General features: G+C 67.7%; 12 protein-coding genes and 1 pseudogene. 7 read left to right on the top strand and 6 right to left on the bottom strand.

Translation table 11 applies throughout. From position 1 onward, the window contains the following. Window positions 1–725 precede the first annotated feature (725 nt). From AC3B5T_RS12985 to AC3B5T_RS12970, 4 genes are all read left to right on the top strand, one after another. Window positions 726–1,307, top strand: coding sequence for a DUF6054 family protein (locus AC3B5T_RS12985; protein WP_488357435.1), 582 nt, complete (start codon window positions 726–728; stop codon window positions 1,305–1,307). Beyond that, window positions 1,304–2,449 (top strand): phosphoserine transaminase, encoded by a 1,146-nt coding sequence (gene serC / locus AC3B5T_RS12980; protein ID WP_055475778.1) that lies wholly within the window; start codon window positions 1,304–1,306, stop codon window positions 2,447–2,449. Before AC3B5T_RS12985 ends, serC begins: the two co-directional genes overlap by 4 nt. 232 nt (window positions 2,450–2,681) lie before the next feature. Next, window positions 2,682–3,656: a septation protein SepH gene (gene sepH, locus AC3B5T_RS12975; protein WP_488357433.1), complete on the top strand. Its 975-nt coding sequence runs from the start codon at window positions 2,682–2,684 to the stop codon at window positions 3,654–3,656. After that, window positions 3,657–4,424, top strand: a complete 768-nt coding sequence (locus tag AC3B5T_RS12970) for a DUF6928 family protein (protein WP_010844791.1) — start codon at window positions 3,657–3,659, stop codon at window positions 4,422–4,424. 29 nt (window positions 4,425–4,453) lie between these two features. Here AC3B5T_RS12970 and AC3B5T_RS12965 read toward each other — a convergent pair whose 3' ends face one another. Continuing rightward, window positions 4,454–4,756, bottom strand: a complete 303-nt coding sequence (locus tag AC3B5T_RS12965; RefSeq protein WP_055475777.1) for a DUF2537 domain-containing protein — start codon at window positions 4,754–4,756, stop codon at window positions 4,454–4,456. Continuing rightward, window positions 4,753–5,607, bottom strand: a complete 855-nt coding sequence (locus tag AC3B5T_RS12960; RefSeq protein WP_055475776.1) for a TrmH family RNA methyltransferase — start codon at window positions 5,605–5,607, stop codon at window positions 4,753–4,755. Before AC3B5T_RS12960 ends, AC3B5T_RS12965 begins: the two co-directional genes overlap by 4 nt. Before the next feature lie 80 nt (window positions 5,608–5,687). On the opposite strand from AC3B5T_RS12960, the gene AC3B5T_RS12955 reads away from it, so the two are divergent. Beyond that, the gene (locus tag AC3B5T_RS12955; protein WP_156354228.1) at window positions 5,688–6,911 is read left to right on the top strand and encodes a GNAT family N-acetyltransferase; all 1,224 of its coding nucleotides are present in this window, start codon (window positions 5,688–5,690) and stop codon (window positions 6,909–6,911) included. 119 nt (window positions 6,912–7,030) lie between these two features. Here the strand turns inward: AC3B5T_RS12955 and AC3B5T_RS12950 are convergent, their stop codons facing one another. Then, window positions 7,031–7,495, bottom strand: a complete 465-nt coding sequence (locus AC3B5T_RS12950) for a MarR family transcriptional regulator (RefSeq protein WP_044506095.1) — start codon at window positions 7,493–7,495, stop codon at window positions 7,031–7,033. Window positions 7,496–7,602: 107 nt separating this feature from the next. Next, complete coding sequence (locus AC3B5T_RS12945; protein ID WP_055475775.1) at window positions 7,603–9,171, bottom strand: NCS2 family permease; 1,569 nt, start codon at window positions 9,169–9,171, stop codon at window positions 7,603–7,605. A gap of 24 nt (window positions 9,172–9,195) precedes the next feature. Here AC3B5T_RS12945 and AC3B5T_RS12940 point away from each other — a divergent pair, with 24 nt between their 5' ends. Together AC3B5T_RS12940 and AC3B5T_RS12935 are read left to right on the top strand one after the other, a co-directional pair. Then, on the top strand, window positions 9,196–9,444 hold the full coding sequence (locus AC3B5T_RS12940) for a DUF2530 domain-containing protein (RefSeq protein ID WP_010844309.1): 249 nt from the start codon (window positions 9,196–9,198) through the stop codon (window positions 9,442–9,444). Window positions 9,445–9,579: 135 nt separating this feature from the next. Beyond that, window positions 9,580–9,786 (top strand): annotated as a pseudogene (locus AC3B5T_RS12935) (TetR/AcrR family transcriptional regulator C-terminal ligand-binding domain-containing protein); the annotation flags it as partial. Between the two features lie 13 nt (window positions 9,787–9,799). Here the strand turns inward: AC3B5T_RS12935 and AC3B5T_RS12930 are convergent. After that, a complete protein-coding gene (locus AC3B5T_RS12930) occupies window positions 9,800–11,284 on the bottom strand; it encodes an APC family permease (protein ID WP_055475774.1) in 1,485 nt (494 codons plus the stop codon). Window positions 11,285–11,306: 22 nt separating this feature from the next. Continuing rightward, window positions 11,307–12,377 carry a phosphotransferase family protein gene (locus AC3B5T_RS12925; protein WP_055475773.1) on the bottom strand — a complete coding sequence of 357 codons (1,071 nt, stop codon included), beginning with the start codon at window positions 12,375–12,377 and terminating at the stop codon, window positions 11,307–11,309. Between the last annotated feature and the right edge of the window lie 12 nt (window positions 12,378–12,389).

The following is a 12,389-nucleotide window of genomic DNA, read 5'->3' as shown; positions in this document are numbered from 1 at the left end:
CTGACCGAAGTCAGGAACAGGGTCGGTTGCCTTTTCGCACCGAAGCGGCCCGAGGGCTCGTTCCCGGCCCTCTTCGGCACGATGTACGCCGACATCGCGGAGATTCGAACTTCAGAACGTGAGCTATCTGCCCGGGGTTGCTACCTGCGCAGCGGTCGAGCTGAGGTGCGTACGGGAGAACCAGAAAGCGCCTATCTGAGTGCATACGAGTTCAGCTTCACAGCGAAACTCCCCCCGAACGCGGTGGATCCGCGATCGAATATCCCGCAAAAAGCGGCACCGGGAACAGGAACACGGGCGCCGCAGTTCGATGTTTTCTATCCATGGAAGTTCGACGCGGTGCCATGGGGCATCCGCCCCCCTCCGCAACCGCCCTTCAACGAGCGGCCCTGTTCTCGATGGGCAGCAGGAATGCTCGATCGGATTCCGGCGTACTCCGGTCAGAGCCCGTTCGCACCTGACGGATCCTCTGCGGAGTTGGTGCCGAAACTGTTCGGCGAAAAAGGGTTCCCGACTCTGCCTCAATCACCCGCGTGGCCCGAACCCTGACCAGACAGCAGCCAGAACAGTTCTAGCCCTCTACAGTCTCGCGCTTGGCTCTCCCTTGGAGGTAGCGAGAGTTGGAGTGCCGTACGACGGCGTGGATCCCACCACTGGGTTGTGCAAATCCTCCGCGCCTCTGAAATGCGGAAGACTTCTCGGCGCACGCCCAGGCGCGGGATCATATGGCGCCGAACAGAGCCGTTCGGAACATTGACGGAGGGCACCGGCCAAGCACGAGCGTGCATTCACCGGCGACTTCGACCAGGTCCTCCGTGCGTCTACTCCGACGTACTTACCGGCAGCTCTTCGGCCAGCTACATACGGGAAGCTATGTCACCGTCGGCGACGTCCGTTGCGCGACCTCAGCATTCAAGCGCTACACCTTGGTCGGTAGGAACAGGCAGAGCCTTACCGTCACATTGGTGGGAAGGGGGACGGGACCTCATCGTCGCCGCCATCACATCCAGCGGCAGCCAGGCGATCTTCTGAAAGTTCAACTCGTCCGGCGGGACGCGTTGTCGCAGTTCGTCGCGCTTTCTAGGACAGGATCGTCATACGCCAGTCCTCGTGCCCCGGCACCTGACTGCTGCGAAGCCCGCGAACATGCGATTTCGTCCGAATCAGCGCTGCTTGAACCAGCGAAACCTGCTGGAACCAGCGCGCCCGTGCGGCGTCCACCCGAGGTGGAACCGGCGTCGCCTCTCGCAGGTTGCAGGGACCGAACCCGGGGTGGCGGGGGCCACTCCCTAGAATTGCCGACATGAGCGAAGCCGCCACCGCACCGATCACCCTGCCCGCCGACCTGCTGCCGTCGGACGGCCGCTTCGGTTGCGGACCGTCGAAGGTGCGCCCCGAGCAGTTGCAGTCCCTCGTCGACACCGGCGCGTCGGTGTTCGGCACCAGTCATCGGCAGGCTCCGGTGAAGAACGTCGTCGGCTCGATCCGCGAGGGCCTGTCCGATCTGTTCTCCCTGCCCGATGGCTACGAGGTCGTGATCTCCAACGGCGGCACCACCGCGTTCTGGGATGCCGCGGCGTTCGGCCTGATCAAGCAGCGGTCGCTGCACCTCACCTACGGCGAGTTCTCGTCGAAGTTCGCGACCGTCGCCAAGAAGGCGCCGTTCCTGGACAATCCCGCGGTCATCTCCACCGACCCGGGCACCGCGCCCGATCCGTCCGCGCTGACCGCCGACGACTTCGGCGGCGTCGACCTCATCGGCTGGGCACACAACGAGACCTCGACGGGCGTCGCGGTCCCCGTCGTCCGGCCCGCCGGTTCGGATGACGCGCTCATCGCCATCGACGCCACCTCGGGTGCGGGCGGTCTGCCCGTGGACATCGCCGACGCCGACGTCTACTACTTCGCCCCGCAGAAGTGCTTCGCCTCCGACGGCGGCCTGTGGGTCGCGCTCATGAGCCCGCGTGCGCTCGCTCGGGTCGCGGAGATCGCCGAGACCGACCGCTGGTGCCCGGAGTTCCTGTCGTTGCCGACCGCGGTCGACAACAGCAGCAAGAACCAGACCTACAACACCCCGGCCGTCGGGTCGCTGCTGCTGTTCGCGAACCAGATCGAGTGGATGAACGGCAACGGCGGCCTGGACTGGTGTGTCTCGCGCACCGCCGATTCCAGCTCGCGCCTCTACCAGTGGGCGGAGGCCAGCCAGTTCGCGACGCCGTTCGTCGGCGAGGCGGCCAACCGCAGCCAGGTCGTCGGCACGATCGACTTCACCGACGACGTCGACGCCGCGTCGGTCGCGAAGATCCTTCGCGCACACGGGGTCGTCGACACCGAGCCGTACCGCAAGCTGGGCCGGAACCAGCTGCGTATCGGCATGTTCCCGGCCATCGAGCCCGAGGATGTCAGCAAGCTCACCGAGTGCATCGACTACATCGTCGAGCGTCTCTGATCACCTCGTCGACCACACGCCGCCGGCGCGCCGCACGGATCGTTGCGGCGCGCCGGCGGTGCTTCACGAACCGGTAGCCTGGTTCACACAGACCACATCCGACGCATCGACCGCTGGCGTCGCTTGAGCCCCACGCGTGCTGAACTGCGGTTTTGCCGCGTGTCCCACAGTGAACCGGCAGATCGGTGAGTTAATGTGACCCCAATGCGTGCACCCACCGGAGGAGGAGCAGATGCGTGAGCTCCGCGTCGTCGGAGTGGAAACCGACGGCTCCCATGTGATCTGCCAAGACCCGCAATCGGGTGAGAAATTCCGGATCGCCTCCGACGAACGCCTCCGCGCCGCAGCCCGCGGCGACATCTCACGACTGGGACAGATCGAGATCGAGATGGAGAGTGCATTGCGGCCACGCGAGATCCAGGCACGAATCCGAGCAGGTGCAACCGTCGCCGAGGTCGCGGCCGCAGCAGGGGTGGGTGTCGAGAAGATCGAACGCTTCGCCCACCCGGTCCTCCTCGAACGCAGCCGCGCGACCGAGCTCGCCGGTGCTGCCCACCCCGTCCGCCACGACGGTCCCGCCGTCGCGACGCTCGTCGAGTCGGTCGCCGAGGGCCTCCTCGCCTACGGCCAGAATCCGAACGACGCCGACTGGGACGCGTGGAAGGGCGACGACGGTTACTGGGTGGTGCAGGTGGCCTGGAGTGTCGGACGCACCGACAACCTGGCCCACTGGCGCTACCAGCCCGGTTCGCACGGCGGCAGCGTCGACCCGCTCGACGACCTCGCCGACGAACTCACCCATCCCGAGACCATCGCTCCGCGCCGTCGCCTGACCCCCGTGGCGACCCCCGAGGTCGCCGTCGAGACGACCCCGGACGGGCGCGAAGAGGTCACCATCGACGCGAACTCGATCATCGGTGCGCAGCGCGCCCGCCACGACCGGCGGACCACTGCCGAGGACGACGGCACCGTGCCCTTCGACTTCGGCTTCGACGACGAGCAGTCCGCCGAGCCCGGCGAGACCGCATCCGGCCCGGACACAACCACCGCCGGACCGGCCGTCGACGCCGAGGGCACCGACCCCGACGAGGCGCCGTCCGCCCCGGCGTCGGGTCCCGAACGTCCGCGTCGGAAGAAGACACGCAAACCGGCAGTCCCGGCGTGGGAGGATGTCCTGCTCGGCGTGCGCAGCAACGGGAACAGCTGAGTGTCCTCGGCACGCGCGGCCACGGTCTGGTTCGTCGACTCCGACGATCCGGCCGCGATCCTCCGCACCGGTCCGGCCAACGACTCCCAGCACGCCCACCAGCTGGCCACCGCCATCTTCGGCGACAGCGTGCTCGTCCCTCTCGTCGACACCGATCTCGCGGCGGCCGCCGCGGCCCGGGACACCCATGTCTACGCCGGCTTCTACGGCCCCCTGGCCGTCGTGTCCTGCTCGCTGTTCGAGACGACCACACCGTCGACGCTGACCCGCGCGCTCGCACGGATGCGCCCCAGCGCGACGACGACCCTGCTCTACACCGAACCCGACGCCTCGCTCGGGGTGTTCGCCCGGTGGGAGTCGGGGACTCTTCGGCGTTCCTTCGCGGCCGACCCGGTGACGATCCACGAGGATCACGGCCTGCCGTTCACGTTCGAGAAACCGTTCTGGGGCGGCGAACACCCGCTGAGCCACGCCGACGGCGTCCCCACCGCGCCGATGTCACTGCCGTTCCACCCCGGGCACCTCGCCGAGGAGTCGAACCGCGCGTGGCTCGGATTCCGCTACACCCACCCGCTCGCGGAGTCGGACCTCGACCCGGCGCTGATCACCGTCACCTGCTTCGCGCTGCACCCGGCCGAGTACGAACCGACCGCCGCCGACTACGAGAACTACCGCGCGGCAACGGCTTCGCGCACCCAGCAGCGGACGGCGCCGCCGGAGCAGCCCACCCGTAAACGCGGCCGCATCCGCGAATACTTCGGGTTCTGAAGCCTTCGAGACGCTCGCAAGCTCGCTCCTCAGGCAGCGGGGGGTCGCCCCAGCGCCAGCAAGGCGATCGAGGACGCGACACCGGCGAGGAAGCCGAGCAGCAGTCCCCACACGACCCAGCGCCACACGGGCCGCGCCCGGAACTCCCACAGGGTCCAGCCGAGGCCGCCCGCGACGACCAGAACCGCGGCGATACCGAGGACGGGCAGTATCCCCCCGATGAGCTGATAGACCCCGACCAGGACGAACGCGGCGAACAACGCGCACGAGGCGCCGACGATGATCCCCAGGACCCATGGCGTGGGCTCGCCGTTCTCCGACTCGACGGTCATTCCCCCATCGTGCCCGACCGTGCGCGCTCGTAGAACGCAACGGCCGCCGCGGTCGCCACGTTCAGCGAGTCGGTGCCGCGGCTCATCGGGATGCGGGCCTTCACATCGGTCGCCGCCATCGCCGAAGCCGTCAGGCCGGGACCCTCGGCGCCGACCAGGAAGCCGACCTTCTCGGCGGTGACCGCCTCGGCGAGGGTCACCGCATCGGGGTCGGGAGTCATCGAGACCAATTGGAAGTCCTGGTTCCGCAACAGGTCCAGGCCGCGTGGCCAGTCGTCGAACCGCGCGAACGGCACGAGCAGCGCGTGGCCCATCGACACCCGCACGCAGCGGCGGTACAGCGGATCGGCGCAACCCTGACCGAACAGCACCGCGTCGACGCCCAGTCCGGCGGCGTTGCGGAAGATCGAGCCGATGTTCTCGTGGTCGTTGACACCTTCGAGGATCGCGACGGTCCGGGCGTCGTTGAGGATGTCGGGCACCGTGAGCACCGACGGTCGACGGGACACCGCGAGCACGCCGCGGTTGAGGTGGAAACCGACGACCTCGGCCATGACCTCGGCGGTGGCACGGTAGAAGGGCACACCGGCCAGCGACGGGTCCCGGAGATCGACGTCGAGTTCGTCGAGTCTCTTGGCCACCCCGAGGAATGCGTGGGTCTCGAACCGCGACGCGATCATCCGCTGGGCGACGAGCACGCCTTCGGCGATGACGAGACCGCGGCCCGGGCGTCCACCGGGCAGGACCGGCAGGTCGGGGCGGCGGTCGACGGAGTTGAGATCGCGGAAGTCGTCGACGCGGGGGTCCTCCGGGTCGTCGATGTCGATCACGTTCACTGCGAGCCCGGGCACCGCAACAGTCTGCCACCCGGACGAACCCGACAGCGCCGGGGTATGAAACTGTGGAAGGCGTGACCAGCGCTTCGACTCCGATGTCACGTCTGTCCCTGAAACGCGCCACCGACGCCGACTGGGCCGACATCATCACCACTGACGCCCGCGCGTTCGCCATGCGCAACCCGTTGCCCGACGACGAGGTCGCCGATCTGCGCGGCAAGGTCGCCGACGACGACGTCGTGCTGGTGCGCGACACCGGCCTGGACACCCAGCCCCTCGTCGGGGTCGCGATGTTCTACCGGATGTCGATGTCGCTGCCCGGCGGTGGTGTGTCCGACGCGGCCGGCCTGTCGTGGGTCTCGGTGGCGTCGACCCACCGGCGGCGCGGCATCCTTCGACGCATGCTCACCGAACTCGTCGAGCAGTGGGAGTCGGAAAAGTACACCTTCGCGATTCTCACCGCGAGTGAGGGCACCATCTACGAGCGGTTCGGCTTCGGCCCGGCGTGTTTCGCGAACTCGGTGTCGCTGACCCCGGGAGCGGCGATACGGGCCGCCCAGCCCGACGACGCCACCGTCCGCTACGCCGACGCCGACGCGGTGGCCGCGGCGATCCCCGATCTCCACGCACGCTGGACCCTCACGACACCGGGCGCCCTCACCCGCACACCCGCGTGGTGGAATCCCATCCTGGCCGACCGCGCGTCGGAGCGGCCGCTGTCGGCGAGCGGATTGCACTATCTGCTGCACGCCGACGGCTACGCGAGCTACCGCATCTACAAGGACGAGACCGGCGCGGTGCGCGGCGAGGTCAACGAGGTGTTCGCGGTGACCGACGACGCGCACACCGACCTGTGGCGTGTGCTGATCAACCTCGACCTCATCCCGTCGATCACCGCGTCGATCCCGGTCGACGACCCGCTGCCGCAGAAGCTCGTCAATCCGCGGTCGGTGTCGGTGACCGGCACCGCCGACACGATGTGGCTGCGCATCCTCGACGTCCCGGCCGCCCTGGGCGGCCGCCACTACGCGGCCGACCTGGATGCCGTGATCGAGGTGACCGACGAATTCCGCGGGCACGGAGGCGTTTTCGACATCTCGGTGCGCGAGGGCGGAGCGATCGTCGCGCCGGCCAAGACGGGTGCGGTGCCCACGGTCCGGCTGGACATCTCGGTGCTCTCGAGCATCTACCTGGGCGGGATCCGACCGTCGGCCTTCGCGGCCGCGGGACGCCTGCACGTCGACTCCCCGGCGACGCTGCGCGCCCTGGACCACGCGTTCATGACCGACCGCGCACCCTTCTCCGGCACGTTCTTCTGACCCTTCGAGACGTCCCTCCGCACGCTCCGGGACTCCTCAGGGAGCAGTGGAGACCCCTCAGGGCACGCTCCGGGACTCCTCAGGGAGCAGTGGAGACTCCTCATGAGCGGGGGGACGGCTCACATCACGCGTGAACGCGGGACGTCGGTGTCGGCCTGCCCGAGGATCTTCTCGAAGATGTGCACAGCCCCGCGCAGGATCTCCCGCTCGTCGAGGGACAGCTCCGCCAGCCGATCGCTCAACCACGCCTTGCGGGCGGCGAGTTCGTCGATCACGACGTCGGCGCCTTCGGACGACAGCGTCACGATGGCCTGACGGCCGTCGGTCGGATGGGGCTCCCGTCTGATCATCCCCAGATCCGACAGCGAGGCGATGACCCTGGTCATCGACGGTGGCCGGACCCGCTCGGCCGCGGCGAGTGCGCCCGGGGTCATCGGTCCCTCGTGATGGAGCGTGTTGAGGGCGGACAGCTGGGTCAGTGACACCAGCTTGTTCTCGCGGCGGCCCCGGAGGCGGCGCGCGAGGCGGATGACCGCGAGCGACAGATCGCCGGACAGGCTTCCGTCACCATCTGGTGAATTCATCCACCCAGGGTAGGCCAGCCGAGCAGGCCGAAGACCTACGCAATGCGAAATTGAGTCGGGTGGACGACAGGAAACCCGACATACCGGAAGTGCGCGGCGTCGGCGCGTCAGCCGATGAGGTCCGAGATCGGTCCGCGGGCGAAGTAGGCCACGAAGATCGCGGCGACGAACCAGAGCAACGGGTGCACGGTGCGCGCCTTGCCCGCCGCGGTCGCCATCACGACCCAGCTGATGAAGCCGATGCCGATGCCGTTCGCGATCGAGTAGGTGAACGGCATCGTGACCACGGTCAGGAAAGCCGGCAGCGCGTAGTCGAACCGCTTGAAGTCGACGGTCGTGAGCTGGCCGATCATCATGGCGCCGACGACCACCAGCGCGGGGGCGACCGCCTCGAGCGGGATCACCTCGTAGAGCGGTGTCAAGAACATCGCCACCAGGAACAGCACACCGGTCACGACATTCGCGAGGCCCGTGCGCGCACCTTCGGCGATGCCGGAGGCGGACTCGACGAACACGGTGTTCGACGACGCCGACGCGGCACCGCCGGCGATGGCACCGGTTCCCTCGACCACCAGCGCGCGGCCGATCCCGGGCAGGTTCCCCTTCTCGTCGGCCAGTCCGGCCTCCTTGCCGAGGCCGGTCATGGTGCCCATGGCGTCGAAGAAGTTGGACAGCACCAGCGCGAAGACCAGTACCGATGCCGCAAGAACACCGATACGGGTGAACGCGCCGAACAGGTCGACGTCGCCGACGAGGCTGAGATCGGGCAGACCGCCGAGGGCGCTGGGGATGTCGGGCACGCTCAGACCCCAGCCCGAGGGGTTCTCGACGCTCGACCCGTAGTCGAAGATCTGCTCCAGCACGATCGAGAGCACGGTCGTGAGGGCGATGCCGATCAGCAGACCACCCGGGACCCGGCGCACCACCAGGACGCCCATGAGCAGCACCCCGACCGCGAAGATCAGGGTGGGGACCGTGGAGATCGAGTTGTCGATGCCCAACTGCACCGGCACCGTGGTCCCGGCGGCGTCGGGGATGCGCTTGACGAAGCCCGCGTCGACGAAGCCGATGAAGGCGATGAACAAGCCGATTCCGGCCGCGATCGCGGCCTTCAGTTCGGCGGGCACCGCGTTGAACACCGCGGTGCGGAATCCGGTCACGGCCAGCAGCACGATGATGATGCCGTCGACGACCACCAGACCCATCGCCTCGGGCCAGGTCACCTGCGGGGCGATGGACACTGCCAGCAGACTGTTGATGCCGAGGCCCGCCGCGATCGCGAACGGATAGTTGGCGACGAGGCCGAACAGGATCGACATCACACCCGCGACGAGTGCGGTGACCGCGGCGACCTGCGCCAGCGGCAGGACGTTGCCCAGGACGTCGGTGTTCTTGTCGCCGCCCGGGATACCGCCGATGATGATCGGGTTGAGCACCACGATGTAGGCCATCGTGAAGAAGGTGACGAGACCGCCGCGGAGCTCACGATTGATCGTCGATCCCCGTTCGGAGATCTTGAAGAACCGGTCGAGCGGGCCGCTCGCGACCGGACTGTCCGGCCCGGGGGAGGTCGCCGGGAAGTCGGGTTGGCTGTGCGAGTGGCTCGAGGTGTCCGCATCACCGGGAGTGTCAGAGGACCTCAGATCGCGAGACTCACTGGGCTCATCGTGTGGCACGTTCCGAAAGCTACCCTGTTGTCCATGTCCGCGACACCTGAGATCCCCGATCTACCGCGCGCGCTGCGCGCCCCGGAGCCGGTGATCGTGGTCGGGATGATCGCGTGGGCCGTGGCGACGCTCGTCGTGGCGATCTCCGATCTGGGCGGCGACCACGCTCTCGAGATCTGTCTCACCGGTCTGGCCGTCGGACTGCTCGGGACCACCATCGTGCTCGTCCAGCGCGCCGGTGTCCGACGCGGAGACCGCGGGGCCCAGGAGGGGCTGGACTAGTTGCGCCCGCGTGCGTGCCGTGAGCCCCACGCATCAGTGAGCCCGCGTCGGTGAGCGTTTCGTCTTCTGTTCACCTGACGTTCCATTCGCAGTACAGCGGTCTCGTAATTCCCCGATACCTCGCATGTCGCACGTCGCCGCGTCCCTGTGGAGGCCGCCCTCCGCACCGGGATCGAACGGGGTCTCCTGCGCACCGATCTGGACGTCGGAGCCTGCTTCGACGCCATCGCCGGTGCCGCGTACTACCAGATCGTGGTTCGCGGAGACCACCTGGAAGACCCGGCGACACAGGACCGATTGCGTGCTGTGTTCGATGTGGTGTGGCGAGGGATGACGGTCTGACGCAGCCGGTGGACTAGTCGCTCGATTCGGTTGACGACGCGGCAAATTCGTCGACGCCGGGTTCGGAGTCGAGTACCTGGCGATTCCGGACCATCATCCAGGCGAAGTACAGCGCCCCCGCAGCTATCAGTCCGAGGACGATCAGCGTCGGCACGGTCGCGTCATCGGGAGTGACGAGGACGAACAGTGCGAACACCACCCAGATGAGGGCGGCGATCGCGATGGGGAACTCGAAACGGCCGAGGCTGAAACCACCGACCTTGCGCTCCAGGCGCTTTCGGACCACGAGATACAGGACGACGATCCCGCCGTAGATGAGGGCCGGCAGGATCGTCGAGGCGATGATCAGTTCGATGAGTGCCGAACCCGGGAGTGCGAGCATCAACACCACGCCGACGCCGAGGATGAGCAGCGTCGCCGGGACCGGCGTCTGCGTTCGCGGATTGACCCGGCGCATCAGCCGATGCGCCGGGAACCGCCCGTCCCTGGCCATCGCGAACACCTGCCGGGCGCAGGCGGCCATCACGACCATTCCGGCACCGAACATCGCGAACACGATGCACACCAACAGGATTCGTTCGGCAACCGATCCCAGCTGGTCGCGGATGATCGCGGCGACCGGTGAGCCGTCGCGGCTGACCGCGGCGACGTCCTCGATCGCGAGGGTCAGGACGATGAGGAAGCCCAGTCCGACGACCGCGGCGGCCACCACCGAACCGACGATCGCGCGTGGAACGCTCCGGAACGGATCCTTGGCCTCCTCGGCGAGGTTCGCCGCCGAGTCGAAGCCCACCAGGGTCGTCAGGCCCATGACCATCGCGGCCATCACTCCCCCGCCGATGGCCCAGTAGTCCGGCGCACCCGCGGCGATCCCCGCCGAACCCAGGTTGCCGAGATGGCCGCTGCCGGTGACCACCATCACCACCGCGAGCGCGACGACCAGGATCGCGACGATCGCCAGTTCGACGGCGACGGCTCCCGAGGTGAACAGACCGAGCAGCCGGGTCGACGCGATGACCAGGACAGCCTGGACGACGAGTACAGCAACGGTGATGACCCGTGCGACCGACTCGTCCTCGGCCATCCCCAGCAGCGGCATCAGCGCCTGGCTGGCGAGCGCATTGTCCATCGCGACGACGGCGATCGCGAGATACCAGAAGCTCAGCCACCCGAAGAGCCACCCGACCCTGGGGTTCGCCAGCCTCGACGCCCACTGGTACGACGACCCGCTCAGCGCGATGCGGGCGGCGAACTGGGCGACGACCAGCGCGATCAGCGTCTGCCCGACCGCGGCGATGATCCACAGCCAGATGCCCACCGGGCCGGCGGTGGCGAGCACTTCGCCGTAGGTGGCGAAGACGCCCACCGCGACCGAGATGAACGCGAAGGAGATCGCGAACACGGCGAAACCGCCGAGTGTCCGTCGTAGTTCGGGCCGATAACCACCCGTCCCCAACTCGTCGTCGGCGCTGGATGGGGCGATCAGATCGTCGGCCATGTCGGCCCTTTCGTCGGAGCGATTACAACAGGAGGTCGTCCAATCGCTGCGCGAGAATCCCCACCGCGTAACCGAGACGTTCGAATGCCTTGTTGCTGGTCTGGCCGTGGTAGTAGCGATAGTAGATCTGCTGCGCGATGACCGCCGCGCGGAACAGACCGAAGATCTCATACCACCGCCAGCGCTCCGGAGTCATGTCGAAACCCATGCGCTCGCAGTATTTTTCGACGAAATCGGCGCGGCTGACCATGCCCGGCAGATGTGTCGGGACCCGGCGCATGAGTTGCATGGCGTCCGGGTCGTCGGCCTGGATCCAATAGGCCATCGATCCCGCGACGTCCATCAGCGGGTCACCGAGGGTGGCCATCTCCCAGTCCAGGATGCCGATCACGCGGGTGGGGTCGTCCTTGTCGAGGACGACGTTGTCGAGCTTGAAGTCGTTGTGGATGACGCACGTCGCGACGTCGTCGGGCTGGTTCTCCGACAACCACACCATCGTCTGCTCGAAATCGGGTACATCCTCGGTGTGCGCGTTGCGGAATCGTGTGGTCCACCCGTCGACCTGGCGGCGGACATATCCCGGGCCCTTGCCGAGATCGGCCAGTCCCGTGGTGCTCGGGTCGACCGAATGCACCTCCACCAGGGTGTCGATGAAGTTGGAACACAACGCGCGCGCCTGTTCGGCGTCCAGCGGGACATCCGCGGGCCATTCGGTCCGCGGGATGACGCCGTCGATGCGGCCCATCACGTAGAAGTCCGCGCCGAGGATCGAGTCGTCGTCGCAGAACGCGATCATCGGCGCGATGTAGCGGATGGCGGTCGCGAGTTCGGACTGGATCCGGTACTCACGTGCCATGTCGTGCGCACCGCGCGCCTTGGTTCCGCGCGGCGCCCGGCGCAGGATCAGGTCCCTGGCGGGATAGCGCAGCAGGTACGTGAGATTCGATGCGCCACCGCCGAACTGGCGTACCTGCGGTACCGCGTCGAGACCGGCCGGGTCCGAGGCGTTCGCCTCGAGCCACTTCGCCACCACCTCGACGTCGAATGCATCCTCGGTGCGGACCTCGCCGGCACCGGCGACCTCGTCAGTCATTCTCGTTCCCCG

The sequence above is a fragment of the Gordonia sp. G4 genome (genome assembly GCF_057770005.1).
This window is presented reverse-complemented; position numbering and strand designations above follow the sequence as displayed.

What these genes read in the sequence shown, in the direction of transcription:
- AC3B5T_RS12985 (WP_488357435.1), top strand. Translation starts at nt 726, where the DNA reads ATGGCGCCGAACAGAGCCGTTCGGAACATTGACGGAGGGCACCGGCCA.
- serC (WP_055475778.1), top strand. Translation starts at nt 1,304, where the DNA reads ATGAGCGAAGCCGCCACCGCACCGATCACCCTGCCCGCCGACCTGCTG.
- sepH (WP_488357433.1), top strand. Translation starts at nt 2,682, where the DNA reads ATGCGTGAGCTCCGCGTCGTCGGAGTGGAAACCGACGGCTCCCATGTG.
- AC3B5T_RS12965 (WP_055475777.1), bottom strand. Translation starts at nt 4,756, where the DNA reads ATGACCGTCGAGTCGGAGAACGGCGAGCCCACGCCATGGGTCCTGGGG.
- AC3B5T_RS12955 (WP_156354228.1), top strand. Translation starts at nt 5,688, where the DNA reads ATGTCACGTCTGTCCCTGAAACGCGCCACCGACGCCGACTGGGCCGAC.
- AC3B5T_RS12950 (WP_044506095.1), bottom strand. Translation starts at nt 7,495, where the DNA reads ATGAATTCACCAGATGGTGACGGAAGCCTGTCCGGCGATCTGTCGCTC.
- AC3B5T_RS12940 (WP_010844309.1), top strand. Translation starts at nt 9,196, where the DNA reads ATGTCCGCGACACCTGAGATCCCCGATCTACCGCGCGCGCTGCGCGCC.
- AC3B5T_RS12930 (WP_055475774.1), bottom strand. Translation starts at nt 11,284, where the DNA reads ATGGCCGACGATCTGATCGCCCCATCCAGCGCCGACGACGAGTTGGGG.
- AC3B5T_RS12925 (WP_055475773.1), bottom strand. Translation starts at nt 12,377, where the DNA reads ATGACTGACGAGGTCGCCGGTGCCGGCGAGGTCCGCACCGAGGATGCA.